General features: G+C 55.3%; 18 protein-coding genes. 6 read left to right on the forward strand and 12 right to left on the reverse strand.

Features of this window, described 5'->3' with window-relative positions:
* Positions 1-76: 76 nt before the first annotated feature.
* On the forward strand, positions 77-1726 hold the full coding sequence (locus ACF8PE_RS20760) for a methyl-accepting chemotaxis protein (RefSeq protein WP_392495226.1): 1650 nt from the start codon (positions 77-79) through the stop codon (positions 1724-1726).
* A 305-nt stretch (positions 1727-2031) separates the two neighbouring features.
* Here ACF8PE_RS20760 and ACF8PE_RS20765 read toward each other — a convergent pair whose 3' ends face one another.
* Positions 2032-2880 carry an SDR family oxidoreductase gene (locus ACF8PE_RS20765; RefSeq protein ID WP_032616209.1) on the reverse strand — a complete coding sequence of 283 codons (849 nt, stop codon included), beginning with the start codon at positions 2878-2880 and terminating at the stop codon, positions 2032-2034.
* 89 nt (positions 2881-2969) lie between these two features.
* Between ACF8PE_RS20765 and ACF8PE_RS20770 the strand changes: the two genes are divergently transcribed.
* Positions 2970-3350: a helix-turn-helix domain-containing protein gene (locus ACF8PE_RS20770; RefSeq protein WP_032616210.1), complete on the forward strand. Its 381-nt coding sequence runs from the start codon at positions 2970-2972 to the stop codon at positions 3348-3350.
* A gap of 75 nt (positions 3351-3425) precedes the next feature.
* Here the strand turns inward: ACF8PE_RS20770 and ACF8PE_RS20775 are convergent, their stop codons facing one another.
* The 4 genes from ACF8PE_RS20775 to ACF8PE_RS20790 form a co-directional block, all read right to left on the reverse strand.
* Positions 3426-4391, reverse strand: a complete 966-nt coding sequence (locus tag ACF8PE_RS20775; protein WP_032616211.1) for a DMT family transporter — start codon at positions 4389-4391, stop codon at positions 3426-3428.
* Positions 4392-4466: 75 nt separating this feature from the next.
* Positions 4467-5291 carry an AraC family transcriptional regulator gene (locus ACF8PE_RS20780; RefSeq protein WP_032616212.1) on the reverse strand — a complete coding sequence of 275 codons (825 nt, stop codon included), beginning with the start codon at positions 5289-5291 and terminating at the stop codon, positions 4467-4469.
* A gap of 80 nt (positions 5292-5371) precedes the next feature.
* A complete protein-coding gene (locus ACF8PE_RS20785) occupies positions 5372-5497 on the reverse strand; it encodes a hypothetical protein (protein ID WP_255212375.1) in 126 nt (41 codons plus the stop codon).
* Positions 5498-6026: 529 nt separating this feature from the next.
* The gene (locus ACF8PE_RS20790) at positions 6027-6257 is read right to left on the reverse strand and encodes a hypothetical protein (RefSeq protein WP_032616213.1); all 231 of its coding nucleotides are present in this window, start codon (positions 6255-6257) and stop codon (positions 6027-6029) included.
* Between the two features lie 578 nt (positions 6258-6835).
* Here ACF8PE_RS20790 and ACF8PE_RS20795 point away from each other — a divergent pair.
* Positions 6836-6991: a hypothetical protein gene (locus tag ACF8PE_RS20795; RefSeq protein ID WP_156107305.1), complete on the forward strand. Its 156-nt coding sequence runs from the start codon at positions 6836-6838 to the stop codon at positions 6989-6991.
* A gap of 133 nt (positions 6992-7124) precedes the next feature.
* Here the strand turns inward: ACF8PE_RS20795 and arsC are convergent, their stop codons facing one another.
* From arsC to ACF8PE_RS20810, 3 genes are read right to left on the reverse strand one after another with little or no spacing between them, the layout of a single operon-like run.
* Complete coding sequence (gene arsC / locus ACF8PE_RS20800) at positions 7125-7550, reverse strand: glutaredoxin-dependent arsenate reductase (protein ID WP_032616215.1); 426 nt, start codon at positions 7548-7550, stop codon at positions 7125-7127.
* Positions 7551-7562: 12 nt separating this feature from the next.
* Positions 7563-8852: an arsenic transporter gene (locus ACF8PE_RS20805; protein WP_032616216.1), complete on the reverse strand. Its 1290-nt coding sequence runs from the start codon at positions 8850-8852 to the stop codon at positions 7563-7565.
* A gap of 44 nt (positions 8853-8896) precedes the next feature.
* Positions 8897-9217 (reverse strand): transcriptional regulator, encoded by a 321-nt coding sequence (locus tag ACF8PE_RS20810; protein ID WP_032616217.1) that lies wholly within the window; start codon positions 9215-9217, stop codon positions 8897-8899.
* 85 nt (positions 9218-9302) lie between these two features.
* On the opposite strand from ACF8PE_RS20810, the gene arsH reads away from it, so the two are divergent.
* A complete protein-coding gene (arsH, locus tag ACF8PE_RS20815; protein WP_032616218.1) occupies positions 9303-10001 on the forward strand; it encodes an arsenical resistance protein ArsH in 699 nt (232 codons plus the stop codon).
* A gap of 171 nt (positions 10002-10172) precedes the next feature.
* Here arsH and ACF8PE_RS20820 read toward each other — a convergent pair whose 3' ends face one another.
* Positions 10173-12116, reverse strand: a complete 1944-nt coding sequence (locus tag ACF8PE_RS20820) for a bifunctional 2',3'-cyclic-nucleotide 2'-phosphodiesterase/3'-nucleotidase (protein ID WP_077226767.1) — start codon at positions 12114-12116, stop codon at positions 10173-10175.
* A gap of 190 nt (positions 12117-12306) precedes the next feature.
* On the opposite strand from ACF8PE_RS20820, the gene cysQ reads away from it, so the two are divergent.
* Positions 12307-13047 (forward strand): 3'(2'),5'-bisphosphate nucleotidase CysQ, encoded by a 741-nt coding sequence (gene cysQ / locus ACF8PE_RS20825; protein ID WP_032616220.1) that lies wholly within the window; start codon positions 12307-12309, stop codon positions 13045-13047.
* On the opposite strand, the gene ACF8PE_RS20830 is transcribed toward cysQ, so the two are convergent.
* The gene (locus ACF8PE_RS20830) at positions 13041-13598 is read right to left on the reverse strand and encodes a YtfJ family protein (RefSeq protein WP_032616221.1); all 558 of its coding nucleotides are present in this window, start codon (positions 13596-13598) and stop codon (positions 13041-13043) included. The genes cysQ and ACF8PE_RS20830 overlap by 7 nt on opposite strands.
* A 322-nt stretch (positions 13599-13920) precedes the next feature.
* Between ACF8PE_RS20830 and ACF8PE_RS20835 the strand changes: the two genes are divergently transcribed.
* Positions 13921-14127: a DUF1107 domain-containing protein gene (locus tag ACF8PE_RS20835; protein ID WP_032616223.1), complete on the forward strand. Its 207-nt coding sequence runs from the start codon at positions 13921-13923 to the stop codon at positions 14125-14127.
* Positions 14128-14198: 71 nt separating this feature from the next.
* On the opposite strand, the gene ACF8PE_RS20840 is transcribed toward ACF8PE_RS20835, so the two are convergent.
* A complete protein-coding gene (locus ACF8PE_RS20840) occupies positions 14199-15536 on the reverse strand; it encodes a hemolysin family protein (RefSeq protein ID WP_032616224.1) in 1338 nt (445 codons plus the stop codon).
* Between the two features lie 518 nt (positions 15537-16054).
* On the reverse strand, positions 16055-16696 hold the full coding sequence (gene msrA / locus ACF8PE_RS20845) for a peptide-methionine (S)-S-oxide reductase MsrA (protein WP_077226771.1): 642 nt from the start codon (positions 16694-16696) through the stop codon (positions 16055-16057).
* Between the last annotated feature and the right edge of the window lie 152 nt (positions 16697-16848).

Raw genomic sequence — 16848 nt, forward strand, 5'->3', positions numbered from 1 at the left:
GACCACCCAATGTTAAATAACATGCCTTCTCTGCCGATATACCCCTCAGTCAATATCCTGCAAAAGAAGGCTGAGAATGTTCAAACGTATTAAAGTAATCACCCTGTTAGTTTCGGTACTGCTGGTGCTCGGGCTGATGCAGATCATCGCCGCGACGGTTTTTATCAATGCCCTGAACAATGATAAGGACAATTTCACCGTCTCCCAGCTATCCAGCCAGAACGTGGCAGAGTTTACTGACGCGTGGATCAGCCTGAACCAGGCGCGCGTAACCCTTAACCGCGGCATGCTCCGTCTGCAAAGCAGCACGGCGACCGAGATCAACGGTACGCAACTGGGTGAGCTAGTCACCGCCGGTAAAGCCCGGCTGAATGAAGCTCAGGAGCATTACGACAAATATTACGCCCTGCCGGAAACCCCAGGGCTGGACGAGAAGCTGGCCGATCGGCTGGAAGAGCAGTACCGCGCTTACCACACTACGCTGACGAATATGAATGCGCTGCTGGCAGAGGGCAAGCTGGACGATATGTTCAAGCAGAATGCCGAGCAGAAGCAGGTGGCAATGCAGGCGGTGTACCGCGAATGGCGTGAAGCGCAGGCGAAGCTGGCCAGCGCAGGCATCACCGATAACGAAAACGACTACAAGCGTATCCTGTGGATCCTCTCCGCCGTTATGGTGATTGTCGTGGCAGTGATTATTGCCAGCTGGATCGCCATGCGCAACGTGCTGCTGAAGCCGCTGCATGAGGTGATCGCGCATATTCGCGCTATTGCCGCAGGCGACCTGACGCAACCGATCGATGGGCAGGGGCAGAACGAAATGGCGCTGCTGGCGCATAACGTTCATGAGATGCAAAAGGCGTTGGCCAACACCGTGGGCGTGGTGCGCGATGGGGCCGATACCATTTTCACCGGTGCCGGTGAGATCTCCGCAGGCAGTAACGACCTTTCTTCCCGTACCGAGCAGCAGGCGGCCTCGCTGGAAGAAACCGCAGCCAGCATGGAGCAGTTAACCGCGACCGTGAAGCAGAACGCCGATAACGCCCGTCAGGCGTCACGTCTGGCGCTGGATGCCTCATCCACTGCGAAAAAAGGCGGCAACGTCGTCGAAGGCGTGGTGCGTACCATGGACGAGATTGCCACCAGTTCCAGCAAAATCGCTCAGATCACCAACGTGATCGATGGTATTGCTTTCCAGACCAACATCCTGGCGCTGAACGCAGCAGTAGAAGCGGCACGTGCTGGTGAGCAAGGACGTGGGTTTGCGGTGGTAGCAGGGGAAGTTCGTACCCTGGCCCAGCGCAGCGCCCAGGCCGCGAAAGAGATCAAAGGGCTGATTGACGACTCGGGCGCGCGCGTCAGTGCGGGGTCCGCGCTGGTGAATGAAGCCGGGGCGACAATGGCGGAAATCGTCAGCGCCGTAACCCGCGTGACCGACATCATGGGCGAAATCGCTTCCGCCTCGGATGAGCAGAGCCGCGGTATTGACCAGGTGGGTCAGGCAGTGGCCGAGATGGATCGCGTGACCCAGCAGAACGCCTCGCTGGTAGAGGAGTCTGCGGCAGCAGCGGCAGCGCTGGAAGAGCAGGCGGCACGTCTGAATGAGGCGGTGGCGGTGTTTAAGATCGTTCACGGCCAGGCGACCAAAGCGGCACCAGTGAAATCCTATACCGCAAAAGCGAAACCGGTGCTGGCGACCACGGACGCTAACTGGGAAACCTTCTGACAGACGCCGGGTAGCGGCTACACCTGATCCGGCCTGCGGCTTGTACGGTCCGGTGTCCTCAACCCAACCCTCTCCCACCGGGAGAGGGAGCACACACTAAAAACGGCAACCCCTGGGTTGCCGTTTTACGTTTATCTTGCTGCGGGGGACGGTAGGGAAGCCGGAACAACCCGTGGCGAAGGCCCGCTACCTCTTCCGGCAGTTCCGGCTCGAAGGAGATCATCCGGTAGCGCCAACCGTGCGGGCCAGTTTTCACGACCGGAGATGACCCGCAGAGACGCCGCAAAAATCACCCTTTTTGACAGCTACAGGATGCCTTTCACGCTCTCCGCAAGGGAGGTAGTCGGATGACCCAGCAGTGCGCTCAGCGTATGACTGTCATCAAACAGACCGCCCTTTGAGGCACCGACATCGGAGTCGGCCAGCATATCGGCCAGGCCCGCCGGTAAACCGACACTCTTCAGCGCGGCGGCAAAATCGGCCTCGCTCAGGTTCTGATACACCACATTTTTACCGCTCTGACGGCTCAGTTCGGCAGCCAGTTCGCTTAATGTCCACGCCTGGTCGCCCGCCAGCTCATAGACTTTCCCGGCATGACCCTCTTCGCTGATGACGCGCGCGGCAGCGGCGGCATAGTCGGCACGGGTGGCGGAGGCAATCTTGCCTTCCCCCGCAGCGCCGATGAACACGCCATGCTCCAGCGCAGGCGGGGCGCTGGCAAGATAGTTTTCGGTATACCAGCCGTTACGCAGCAGGGCGTAAGCAATGCCGGATTCGGCCAGCGCTTTTTCGGTGGCGACGTGCTCCACGTGCAGCCCCAGCGGCGAGGTATCGGCATGCAGCAGGCTGGTATAGGCGATAAATTTCACGCCCGCCGCCTTCGCCGCATTAATCACGTTCTGATGCTGCGCCGCACGCTGGCCCACTTCGCTGGAGGAGATCAACAGCAGTTTATCCACGCCCGCGAGCGCGGCGGTGAAGGCGGTCTGGTCGGTGTAATCGGCCTGACGGACGGTCACGCCCTGCTGGCTCAACGCTTCGGCCTTGGCGGGGTTACGCACAATGGCGACCAGTTGGCTGGCCGGAACGGTCTCCAGCAGCTTTTCAATAACGTGTTGGCCAAGCTGGCCGGTAGCTCCGGTAATGGCGATCATGATGAATATCCTTCGTCTCGTGTGAATGTTATGGCACACTACCACCCAAGCTAACTTTTAGTAAGTACGTACAAAAAGGTAAGTATCAAATGAGCAATCTCACCCTCAGCGAACAAATGCGCGACGGCAATCTTTTTGCCGAACAGTGCCCTTCCCGGGATGTACTCAAGCACGTCACCAGCCGCTGGGGTGTGCTGATCCTGGTGGCGTTGCGTCAGGGGACGCATCGCTTTAGCGATCTGCGGCGCAAAATGGGCGGGGTGAGCGAGAAGATGTTAGCCCAGTCGCTTCAGGCGCTGGAGCAGGATGGTTTTATCAATCGCGTGTCGTATCCGGTGGTGCCCCCGCACGTGGAGTACAGCCTGACGCCGCTGGGGGAAGCGGTGAGCGAGAAGGTGGCGGCGCTAGCCGACTGGATTGAGCTGAATTTACCGCAGGTGATGAGTCACCGGGATGAACATGCGGCGTGATGCCGGGTGGCGGCTACGCCTTACCCGGCCTGCGGGTTTTGTCGGCCCGACAGGTAAAGCGCCGCCGGGCGTTTTCTATGGTTGAGAAGCCGGAACAACCAGTGGCTTTTCCGGCTTCGCGCTGACGGCGATCACAACCCCCACGACCAGTAACACAATCCCCGTACCGGTTAACAGCGGCGGCAGGCTCTGGCGCATCAGGAAGGTATACAGCAGCCCGGCCAGAGTTTCGAAGACTATCAACGGACCTAAGATCACCGTTGGTAATTTCTGGCTGGCGACGTTCCAGCACAAGGCACCCACCCACGAGCAGCAGATGGCAATCGCCACCATCAGTCCGAGGAAGACCCAGGGGCGCGGCCCCAGCGGCAGTGCGAATTCCGGCTGCTGCACATTCAGCCAGGCGCAGGCGGCGATATAGCCCAGCACCGACACCGGCAGCGTCACCAGCGCCTGCGCGGTGGCCCACATCATTGGATGTTTGTCCGGGTTCTCCCGCAGCCAGCGGGCATTACGCAGCGCATACCATGCCCAGCAAACCACCGACACCGACGCCAATAGGATCCCGGAGACATAGCGCCAGCCGCTGCCCCCGGCCGCGCCATGACGCAGCTCGGCAATGTTGACGCAGGCCAGCCCCAGCGCAATGGCGATCAGGCCTGGCACCATCTTCGACCACGCCAGTTTGCCGTCACGCTGGCTGTAGAGCAGATTGGCAAATACCGGGATCACCACCGGCAGAGTGCCGATGATCATCGTCGAGACGGGAGCGCCGGTGCGCTGGATGGCGCTGGCCAGGCAGATGTAATAGATGAGGTTGCCCATCATGGTCAGCGCCAGCGCGGTCAGCCAGTCCTGGCGTTTCAGCTGGCGTAAGCGCGCGCGGCCCAGCCAGGCGATCGGCAGAGCGATAAGCCCCAGCGCCAGATAGCGCCCCATCGACTGCAATGCCGCCGGGTACTCCGGCACGATCAGCGGGCCGACAAAAATCAGCCCCCACATTAACCCTGCAAGCAGGGCATACAACACGCCACTAACCATTTTTGTATCCATTTTCGCTAAACCTGCTGGCAGTGTAGAAAGGCAAAAGGGGGGCGTATTGTATGAGATTGCGCATTAGCGCTTCGCGACCTGCTTCTGGTAACGCACGGGGGTGATGCCATACCGCCGGGTAAACGCCCGGGTCAGGTGCGACTGATCGGTCAGGCCCGTCGCGGCAGCCACCTCTGCCGCCGGCAGCCCCTGGGTGAGGAAGTCTTTGGCGCGCCACAGGCGGATCGCCATCAGCATCTGATGGGGCGTGACGTGGAAATGGGCCTTAAACTGGCGCTGAAAATGGTACGGGCTGAGCGACACCACCTGCGCCAGCTCATCGAGGGTCAGGGAGTGCATGTAATTATCGTGCAGATAGTCGCGCACGCGCTCGAAGCGATGCGCCCCTTCGTGCAGGACCGGGGCATGGCGCGCCAGCGGTGTAAAGGTATCAATCAGATCCAGCAGCAGGCCTTTTTGCGCCAGCGGGTCGTCGGTGTGCCACAGGCCATAGATCAGCTGGCATATCTGCTGCGAACGACGGGGATCGTGGCGGGTGACATCGCTGAACCACCAGTGGCGAATGCCCGTCACCTCTTCCAGCAGATCCGGCTCGAGGTAGATCATCCGGTAGCGCCAGCCGTCAGCGGTTTCGGCTTCGCCGGTATGCAGCTCATCGGGATTCATGGTAACGACGGAATGGACGGGGGCAACGTACTGCGTTCCGCGATAGCGAAAGCGTTCGGCACCGGCTTCAATGGCGCCGATACCAAAGGCCTCGTGGGTGTGCGGCTCAAAGGCGTAGCGTGAAATATGGGCATGATACAGTTCGACGCCCGGCAGCTGCGCCAGATGGCGAAAGCGCGCGCTGTCTCTCTCATCGAAGAACTGTTCGGGTACGCCTTGCACGGTGAGCCTCCTCGCGGGTCAGATTTCATTATCAGAGATGACCCAAAGGGATGCCACCAAAAATAACCACTTTTTAACAATTACAGGGTGCTTTTCACGCTCTTTGCGAGGAGCGGCGTGGCGGCATAATCCGCCTCGCTCAGATTTTGATACCCTCCGGCAAAAAGATCTCCGATATCTCCCGGGGTCGTCGCGGGTGGCTTCATGGCCGATCACCGGCGAGGCGTGTAAACCCGTGTGCTGGCGCCTTAAATATTCCAGGTAAAAATATTTCTGACCGGTCCCCGCAAGCAGGAACCGGTTAAAAATAAGAGGGATGTAAAATATTTCGCACTGAAAAGGAAAGCGGGCCAGAAAAATAAATTTATCGGACAAATTTTTCGCGTTTAATAAATAAAACAGATAAAAATAGCTTTATGGCAGGAAGACGACTAGGCTGTGCCTGTGATGAATCCCCCTATGCGGCGGGGCGTCCAGACAGGCAGGTGAGTAGCGCGGTTCTGTGGTCTGGCATAGAGTCACCGGGAGGCACCCGGCATCACACCCAATCATGCACTCCTTTTTAGCCCATTATGTAAATTATGTTCACTGTACTGAATCGGATAGCGTCCCCTCGGAAATATCCGGCATGCTGCTCATGAATAATGGCCAGGTGATTATCAGGTAGGGTTTCAACGGTGCCACGACCGCAAACTGTGGCCCCGTAGATGATGGATAAGGCTGGTTACCTAAAAATTATTTTCGTTCCCAAGGGGTTCCTTTAAAAACAGCTTCGATAGTTTCATCATCGCGTTTTCTTGTCGCATCGACATCTTGCTGTAGAACATCATCCTTATTAATTTCTCGACCACACTCAACACAACTTACGTCAACAAAGTTGGTTTCAAAATCAAAGTCATTGGGCATCGTCAGGAACGGGCTGCCGCAATACGGGCATGTAACTTTGAGATTTTTATTTTTAAGCATGGAAAAACCTCCTTTTTATTGTGGCGTATAAATATTAGCTCAGGTTTTTTATAGAGAAAATACGAAACAAAGATGTCAGTGGTCGATAATTAGGGTGATAACAATGCGTTAAGTTTTTTCCAGCCAGAGCGACTTTATTCTGAATAGATGCGCACCGGGAAAGGTTATAAATAAACAGCGAAGGATAGCGGTTACGGAGCGATGACAGGCAAACATTGGGTCGGGTATTTATAGCTGCCACTATGGTCGGTGAAACAGGAACAGAAGTCCTGCCGAAACCGTACGTCTCTGACTGTGTAGAGAGGCCAGTGGTGAGCATCTGGCGTCAGCGCCAGCAGCAAGTCGTGCGTATACAGGTTGAGCAGGAGGCGGCAAGGTTTAAGGCAGGGCAGGGTGGAGACTACGGCTGTCGCCAATTCGAGAGAATATCAGGCTGTTCAGCTGTCGTTATCACCAGGCTCCCCACCCTCCGACCAGGTAACGCAGGTGGCCGACGTAAAAATTTCAGGATGCTAATGACAAATGAAAAATCCGTTCTAAGATTCTGTAGCAAGAAAAGTGAGAATAAGGAGTTTCTTATGACATTAGCTATGCTGGCTGTTTTATCCGCGCTACTGATTGTTTCCGGGCTTATCTACATTTTGAGGCAGTTAATGAATGCCTGGTGTGACCCGGAACATCCTCAGGCAGGGAACTCTCTCCCTGGAACAGCAGACGATCTCTTAAAACGGTAAAACGGATAATCCAGGGGGGAGGTATCGCTGATCCTCATCTGGCGCACTCTGTACTACGTTTTATATCTGCTATGCGCGACAGGCGGACGCCCGCACAGAGTACACGGGCGTCCGTTAACGTGACGTGGACAGATTACTTAACCCGCTTCCCCGTTTCGTCAATGACCTTCTCGCCATCCTCTTTGGTAAACACGCCTTTCTGATCTTCCGGCAGAATATCCAGCACGACTTCTGACGGGCGGCAAAGACGCGTGCCAAGCGGCGTCACTACGATGGGACGATTAATCAGGATCGGATGCTGAAGCATAAAATCAATCAACTGCTCATCCGTAAATTTCTCTTCACCAAGACCCAGTTGTTCATAGGGTTCAACATTCTTACGCAGCAGTTCGCGAACTCCAATCCCCATATCTGAAATCAGTTTAATCAGCTCGTCCCGGGTCGGTGGCGTATCGAGATAGTAAACGATGGTCGGTTCGTTACCGCTGTTACGGATCATCTCCAGCGTGTTGCGTGAAGTGCCGCAGGCCGGGTTGTGATAAATGGTAATGTTGCTCATATCAATATCTCATTACAAAGTGACAGAGAGCCGCCACGCCAGCGCGGCCAGAGTGACTAACAGCACGGGCACCGTCATGATAATGCCGGTACGGAAATAGTATCCCCAGGTGATCGTGATATTTTTCTGGGCAAGCACATGCAGCCACAGCAGGGTTGCCAGACTGCCAATCGGGGTGATTTTCGGGCCTAAATCGCAGCCAATCACGTTGGCATAAATCATGGCCTCTTTGACAACGCCCGTCGCGGTACTGCCGTCAATCGACAGCGCGCCAATCAACACCGTTGGCATATTGTTCATCACCGACGACAGGAACGCCGTCAGAATGCCGGTGCCGAACGTTGCAGTCCATAACCCCTTAGCTGCCAGCAGGTTCAGTACGCCTGACAGGTACTCCGTAAGCCCTGCATTACGCAGACCATAGACCACCAGATACATGCCCAGCGAGAAAACAACGATCTGCCATGGCGCACCGCGCAGGACTTTCCCCGTATTGATGGCATGACCTCTTTTCGCTACCGCAAACAGCACCGCTGCGCCGGAAGCCGCTATCGCGCTGACCGGGATCCCCATCGGCTCCAGTACAAAGAAACCGATAAGCAGCAGTAACAGCACAATCCAGCCCGCCCTGAAGGTCGCCGGATCCTTTATCGCACTGGCAGGGGTTTTCAGCAGCGAAATGTCATACGTCGCCGGTATATCCTTGCGAAAGAAGAGGTGCAGCATGATCAGCGTGGCCGCAATCGCGGCCATGTCCACAGGGATCATTACGGAGGCGTACTGCGCAAAGCCCAGATCGAAGTAATCCGCCGAGACGATATTCACCAGGTTAGACACAATGAGCGGCAGGCTGGCGGTATCGGCGATAAATCCTGCGGCCATGACAAAGGCCAGTGTCGTGCCCTGGCTGAACCCCAGCGCAAGCAGCATCGCAATCACAATTGGCGTCAGGATCAGCGCGGCGCCGTCATTGGCAAATAACGCAGCAACAGCGGCACCGAGTAACACTATCCAGGTAAACAGCAGACGGCCACGCCCGTTACCCCAGCGGGAGACGTGCAGTGCGGCCCATTCAAAGAAACCGGACTCATCAAGCAGCAGGCTGATAATGATGACCGCAATAAATGCCGCCGTCGCGTTCCAGACGATATTCCAGACAACGGGAATATCAGCAATATGAATGACACCGGTTCCCAGCGCCAGCGCAGCCCCGATACTCGCGCTCCAGCCAATACTCAGGCCTCTGGGTTGCCAGATCACCAGCACCAGCGTCAGTAAAAATATACTCCCTGCCACAAGCATTTTAGACTCCATTATATATGATTATGTGAATGTGTTTTTCTGTCTCAGCAGGCGGTGCAGGCTGATTTGTTCAGCCATTCACGTACATCCTCCCGCAGACACTGCCAGGACGACGTGATGGTTTCAGCCGCCCACGCCGGTATGTGGGGTGACAGACGATAGTGGATCCACTTGCCTTCCCGGCGGTCAAGCACCAGCCCCGCCTCGCGGAGAATAGCCATATGGCGCGAGATTTTGGGCTGCGATTCAGCGGTGGCCGCGCAGATATCGCAGACACACAGCTCTCCAGACTCCCGCAGCAGCATCACGATGGCGAGCCGTGTTTCATCGGACAGGATTTTAAAAAGCTGAACAGGTTGTAGCATGATTCACTCCGTTCCCTTTAGAATACACATATGCTAATTCATATGTATTGATTTTGAAATCACCTGTTCTCCCCGGAGGAGAAAAATGGAACAATTTCCTGCCCTGAACACTGAATGCTTTGATCGACACATCGCTGAACGCCTGCACCTGCAGGAGCCGCCACGGATTCTGATTCTGTATGGCTCAGTAAGGGAGCGCTCCTACAGCCGCTTTGCCGCAGAGGAGGCCGGTCGCCTGCTGACGGCGATGGGCGCGGAGGTGAAACTCTTTAATCCCTCTGGTTTACCCTTGCCAGATGATGCGCCGGACACGCACCCGAAAGTCACCGAGCTGCGCGGTCTGGTCAGATGGTGTGACGGTATGGTCTGGAGTTCCCCGGAACGACATGGGGCGATGAGCGCAATTATGAAGGCGCAGATCGACTGGATACCCTTAAGTGAAGGCGCGATCCGTCCTTCGCAGGGCAAAACACTTGCAGTCATGCAGGTGTGCGGCGGGTCGCAGTCTTTTAACGCCGTGAACCAGATGCGCATTCTGGGTCGATGGATGCGGATGTTCACTATCCCCAACCAGTCCTCAGTGGCGAAAGCCTGGCAGGAATTTGATGAGAACGGCCGGATGAAACCCTCTTCCTGGTATGACCGTATTGTCGATGTCACCGAGGAGCTATTTAAGATCACGCTACTGCTGAAGGGGCAAACCGGCTATCTTGCCGATCGTTACAGCGAGCGAAAAGAGAGTCATCAGGCGCTTTCTTCCCGTGTTAATCAGGACAAAATTTAACGCTGCAGGGGCAAAGAGGGTGTAGGCGCTGGAGGTAGTCGATCTTGCTCTCTGTCCGCCACCCTTTTTAGCCACCGTTTTATCGATACAAAGCACTTCTTCACGCCGTTTTGCGGTCTGACTGCCGGGGGCGGCTTCGCCTTACCCGGCCTTCAGAAACCCTCACTTCTGTTATTTGCTTAAATCTACCTGATAAATCGCAAACCCAATCTCATCGGTTGCGACCTGCTGCATCGGATACTGCGCTTTCTCTTTGATAAACGCCGCCGCTTTTTCTGATGGCGACGTCTCAAAGCGAACATCCAGCTTCACCTTGCTGGCGATCGGTGCCAGACGCCAGTTGTTGTCCGCTGCCGGATGAATTTCAACACTCTTTTTCGACTGCTCACCGATCCACGCAGCCAGCACCGAGCGGTTCTCATCCGGTGAAGCGAAGGCGATATGGCTGTCGCCGGTTCCGGCAAACTTACCGCCGTAGGCGCGATAGTTATTGGTCGCCACCAGGAAGGTCGCTTTAGGATCGATTGGCTTACCGTTAAAGGTCAGGTTTTTGATACGCTCCGCCTGGGCATTTACTACCTGGCACTCGCCGTCATATTTTGCCGGCTGCGAGACATCAATCTGATACTCCACGCCGTCGATTACGTCGAAGTTATAGGTACGGAACCCGTCCCAGTTAATCAGCGACTGCGGTTGGGGGCTGTTCGTATCGATCTGGTTGAATTGTCCGGCAGAGCACTCCAGCCACTCCTTCACCTCCTGGCCGGTCGCTTTCACCACTACCAGGGTGTTCGGATAGAGATAGAGATCGGCGGCGTTACGGAAAGTCAGCTGGCCTTTTTCCACTTCGACGTAGCTGGCCGGATCGTTCTTACGTCCGCCCACTTTAAATGGCGCGGCAGCAGAGAGTACTGGCAGTTTCGCCAGGTCCGGGTCGCCCTGAATATAGCGCTCCACGTAGGCTTTCTGCGCCATGTTCACCACCTGTACGGTGGGATCGTCCTGCACCAGCGACAGGTAGCTGTACATGTTGTCCGAGGATTTACCGATCGGTTTGCTGACAAACTCACGGGTAGCGTCGTGATCGTGTTTCAGCACCTCGACGATGTTTTTATCCTCACCCACCAGCGCTTTTTTGGCGGCCAGATCGTAAATCGGTCGTGCTTCGGCCTTCGACTGCGTCACCTGCCATTTGCCGTCGTCATTATTCAGCACCAGATCAACCACCCCGAGGTGATCCCCCCACATGCCCGGCATGACAGCAGGTACACCGTTCAGCGTTCCTTTGGCAATATCAGCCCCTTTAATGCTGGCGAAATCTTTGCCCGGGAACACTGCGTGCGCGTGGCCGAAGAGAATGGCATCAACGCCTTTCACTTCGCTGAGGTAGTAGACGGAGTTTTCCGCCATCGCCTGATACGGATCGGCAGACAGACCCGAGTGCGCCACGACGACCACCAGATCGGCGCCTTTCTCACGCATCTCCGGCACATACTTACGTGCAGTTTCCGTAATGTCATTGACCGTCACTTTGCCGCTCAGGTTGGCCTTATCCCAGGTCATGATTTGCGGCGGTACAAAACCGATATAACCAATCTTCAGGGTCTGTGTTTTCCCGTCCTGATCGACCACGGTCGTCTCTTTGATCAGATAAGGAGTGAACAGCGGCTTATTGGTCTTAACGTCGATGATATTGGCGTTAACGTACGGGAATTTGGCTCCGGAGAGCGCCATGTGTAGATAATCCAGCCCGTAGTTAAACTCGTGGTTGCCGAGGTTACCCACCGCGTAGTCCAGGGTGTTCAGCGCCTTATAGACCGGATGCACATCGCCCTTTTTCAGACCTTTCGCCGCCATGTAATCGCCAAGCGGACTACCCTGAATTAAGTCCCCGTTATCGACCAGCACGCTGTTTTTCACTTCGCTACGGGCGGCATTAATCAGGCTGGCAGTGCGAACCAGGCCAAATTTTTCCGTCGGTGCATCTTTGTAGTAGTCGAAGTCCATCATATTGCTGTGCAGGTCGGTCGTTTCCATAATGCGGAGATCAACTGTCGCTGCCTGTACGCTCGCGGCAATCAGCGTCGCCAGGAGCGTTGCGCTAAACTTAATCATCAGAGGAGTCCTTTTTTTGAAGCAGGCCACAAAAGAATATGTATCTATATTTTTTTGCTTACAGAATTGTGAATCCTGCCAGAAAAAAGTGCCCTGAAACCGGAATTGCTTCACAGATAGCGGATTTATTCACAATGCGATATAAATAAAACAAAGAGTTAAACCCACTGTGTTAACAAAGAGGTGGAGAATGTTAGATAAAATTTGTCAGCTCGCACGGGATGCGGGCGATGCCATTATGCAGGTCTACGATGGCAAGATCCCGATGGACGTGCTCAGCAAAATCGACGACTCGCCCGTGACCGCAGCGGATCTCGCGGCACACAGAGTGATCCTGCAAGGCCTACAGGCGCTGACGCCCGATATTCCGGTGCTGTCAGAAGAAGATCCTCAGCCCTGGGAAGAGCGCCAGCACTGGCAACGTTACTGGCTGGTTGATCCGCTGGACGGTACCAAGGAGTTCATCAAACGTAATGGTGAATTCACCGTCAACATTGCCCTGATTGAGAATGGCAAAGCGGTGCTGGGTGTGGTCTATGCCCCGGTGCTGAACGTGATGTATAGCGCCGCCGAAGGCAAAGCCTGGAAAGAAGAGTGCGGCGTGCGTAAACAGATTCAGGTGCGTGATGCCCGGCCACCGCTGGTGGTCATCAGCCGCTCGCACGCCGATAACGAACTGCAGGAGTACCTGCATCAGTTAGGTGAGCATCAGACGACGTCGATCGGTTCCTCGCTGAAGTTCTGCCTGGTAGCAGAAGGGCAGGCGCAGTTGTATCCCCGCTTTGGGCCGACAAACGTCTGGGATACGGCGGCAGGTCACGCCGTTGCCGCCGCTGCGGGAGCACACGTTCACGACTGGCAGGGCAAGCCACTCGACTATACCCCGCGTGAATCGTTCCTCAATCCCGGCTTCCGGGTCTCGCTTTACTGACCGAGCAGCTTATGCAGCAGGGCAACCACTTGCTGCACCTCTTCCTGCGTCAGCGATCCGTCTTTGGCCCATTGAATGCGGCCTTCTTTATCCAGCACGGCAATCGCTGAACTCTCTTCTTGCAGCTGCCATGCGGCGCGCGCCGTGCCGTTGCTGTCGACGATAATCTGCGACCACGGATAGAGCTTTTTATTGCTCTCAAGGCTGCTACGTACAAACATGCCAGAGCCAGGAATCGCATCGTCGGTATTGACGATGGTGGTCGTCTGGTAGTGATCTCTTGGTAAATTTGCCGCCTTGATCGCTTCAATTAAGGTTGCGTTTTTCTCTTTTGCTGACGAGCGACCGGCAATATGTAGCACAACTCGCACTTTGCCTGGGAGCTGCGCGCTATTCCAGGTTTTATAGCTAAACTTATCATTGTCGAGGATCAATTCTCCCCGGTCGGCAATGCCCACCGGCGGCACACGTTGTCCCTTATCAAAATTATGTGCGGAAGCCATCAGTGGCAGCATCAGGCAGGCAGTTGCCAGAATGTTACGTAGAGTCATGGTGTTTCCTTATTTTTTAGCAGGTGATCCGACCACTTGGTCTGACGTTTAATCATAAGTGCGATTGCGGCGCTTTACCCGCAATCCCGGTGCCAGAGTGAGGCGGAACGCACATATCTGCGCAAAAACGAAGGCTTATACTGCTCGAAAGTTACCATTGCAAAGAATATTCTGATTATTTGTCATCAAAAGGTAAATAAACTTATGCAGACTGGGTATCACCGTTTTTCTGGACTATAGTCATTGGGCAATAAATTTGCGCTCCAGAGGGTCGGCCCGATTGTGGTGCCGCAAGAGCGTATGATTCGCAGGAGATAATAGAATGAAAATTTTCCAACGCTACAATCCGCTTCAGGTGGCGAAATACGTAAAAATCCTGTTCCGTGGACGGTTGTATATCAAGGATGTTGGCGCTTTTGAGTTCGATAAGGGCAAAATCCTTGTCCCAAAAGTGAAGGATAAACAGCACTTTTCTGTGATGTCCGAAGTCAACCGTCAGGTTATGCGTCTGCAAACTGAGATGGCTTAACCAACGTGCTATGCAGTAAAAAAATCGCAGTAAAAAAAACGGCTCCCCAGGGAGCCGTTGATGTTTCTGGCTTAGGCCGACGCGTTCTCTTCGGCGTCCGGCAGTTTCGGCACCAGCACGGTCGGCTTGTTGTCGATGCGCGTCACCAGCAGCTGGTCGATGCGGTAGTTGTCGATATCCACCACTTCGAACTTATATCCCGAGAACTTCACCGAGTCGGTGCGTTTCGGGATCTTACGCAGCATAAACATCATAAAGCCGCCAATGGTCTCGTAGTTACCGGACTGCGGGAACTCGTCGATATCCAGCACGCGCATCACGTCGTCGATCGGCGTACCGCCATCCACCAGCCATGAGTTCTCATCACGCGCCACAATCTGTTCTTCCAGACCCTGGCCCACCAGATCGCCCATCAGCGTGGTCATCACGTCATTGAGCGTGATGATCCCCACCACCAGCGCGTATTCATTCATGATTACCGCGAAGTCTTCCCCGGCGGTTTTGAAGCTTTCCAGCGCTTCGGAGAGCGTCAGGGTGTCCGGCACAATCAGCGTATTGCGGATCTGGACGCCGCTGTTCAGCGCCAGGCTCTGGTTCGCCAGCACACGGTTCAGCAAGTCTTTGGAATCCACATAGCCAATGATGTGGTCAATATCCTCATTACAGACCAGGAACTTGGAGTGCGGATGTTCCGCCACTTTGTTCTTCAGGCTCTGCTCGTCTTCGTGCAGATCGAACCAGATCACGTTCTCGCGGCCGGTCATTGATGACGGCACGGTACGCGACTCCAGCTCAAACACGTTCTCGATCAGCTCATGCTCCTGCTTACGCAGCACCCCTGCCAGCGCACCGGCTTCGAACACCGCGTAGACATCATCAGAGGTGATGTCGTCTTTACGTACCATCGGCAGCTTGAACAGGCGGAAGATGGTGTTTGCCAGGCCGTTAAAGAACCACACCAGCGGGCGGAACACGAACAGGCAGAAGCGCATCGGGTTGATGATGCGCAAAGCCACGGCTTCGGGCGCAATCATACCGATGCGTTTCGGGGTCAAATCGGCAAACAGAATGAACAGGCCGGTCACCAGCGAGAAGGAGAGGATAAAGCTCAGTTGCTCGGAGAGTTCAGGAGAGAAGTAGTTAGAGAAAACGCTATGAAACACCGGGGAGAATGCGGCGTCGCCGACGATACCGCCCAGGATGGCGACGGCATTAAGGCCAATTTGCACTACGGTGAAGAACATCCCCGGATTTTCCTGCATTTTCAGGACCCGTTGGGCATTAAGGTTGCCATCATCGGCGAGCAGCTTAAGTTTGATTTTACGTGATGCGGCCAGAGAGATTTCCGATATCGAGAAAAATGCACTGACAGCGATTAGACAAAGTATGACTAAGATACTGTTTAACATAGTTTATCCGGCTTCTCGCCAGATCCTCAGAGATAATACTGTGAAGAGACATTGAGTACCCGCTCGTAGCGTTGAGCCGGTTATTTACGCGGCTAGTATAGCGTAAAGGCGTGTAAATCTGCCAGAGGTCACGTTTTACACATATTTTGAGGGTAAATGTATGCCGGGTAACGCAAGGTGTTACCCGACATAGCAGGGGGGGAACTGCCTGCTCTGCTCTCGCACCAGATACCTCTCTCCCGTACGATAGGGCACAGCTTACGGCGTCAGGCCATCGTATAACCCGCGTTTTGTGTTCGAGGGATGTTAAGCGACACCTCCTGCACCCGCAAAAGGCCAGGGAAGAGAATGTCAGCACCGCGCGGGATCGGGGTATAAACGCTGTGCAACTATTGCAGACGCGGCTCAACCGGCCGCAGGCACTGGTTTTGAAGCTGCTGTTAAAGGGTAAAGAGATAAAGGACGATTCGGTGAGCAATGCCATGCGCCACGCGGCTCGCGTGGCGCTAAAGCCGTAATCAGGCCAGTTGTGGCGGCAGGCATACGCCGATGCCACCGATACCGCAGTAGCCGTACGGATTTTTATGCAGGTACTGCTGGTGCTCGTCTTCCGCATAGTAGAACGGCAGCGCGGTGGCGATTTCCGTGGTGACCTGACGGTCGTCGTTTGCCGCGAGCATCGCCTGCTGGAAGCGCGCCAGGCTGTCGCGGGCTGCCGCGTCCTGTTCCGGGGTGAGCGGATAGATCGCCGAGCGGTACTGGGTGCCGTGGTCATTGCCCTGACGCATACCCTGCGCCGGGTCGTGGTTTTCCCAGAACACCTGCAGCAGCTGTTCATAGCTGATCACGTTCGGGTCATACACAACCCGCACCGCCTCGGCATGACCGGTCTGGCCGGAGCAGACTTCGCGGTAGGTTGGGTTAGGGGTATAGCCGCCGGTGTAGCCCGCAGCGGTGCTGTAGACGCCAGGCAGCTGCCAGAACAGGCGCTCCACGCCCCAGAAACAGCCCATCGCGAACAGGGCGATAGCCATGCCGTCGGGGACGTTGGTCATTGAGTGACCGTTCACGGCGTGCAGGGTGGCGACTGGCATAGGGGTGTTCCGTCCCGGTAATGCATCCGCCTGAGCAACAAGGTGCTTTTTATCGAATAAACTCACGGTGTGACCTCCGGGTAGGTGATGTTTGGGTTAAGGTTGTCACGACGCGTTTAATTGAACACAATAAATGCCGTGAATGAGTCTAGATTTAAACATAAGAAATATTAGGTTGTTTAACCATTTTTCAACCCGTGTATTGGGTTTTGGGCTTT

Origin of the sequence: Leclercia sp. GLN_9, assembly GCF_043105735.1 — a bacterium.
GTDB classification, from domain to species: Bacteria; Pseudomonadota; Gammaproteobacteria; order Enterobacterales; family Enterobacteriaceae; genus Enterobacter; species Enterobacter adecarboxylatus.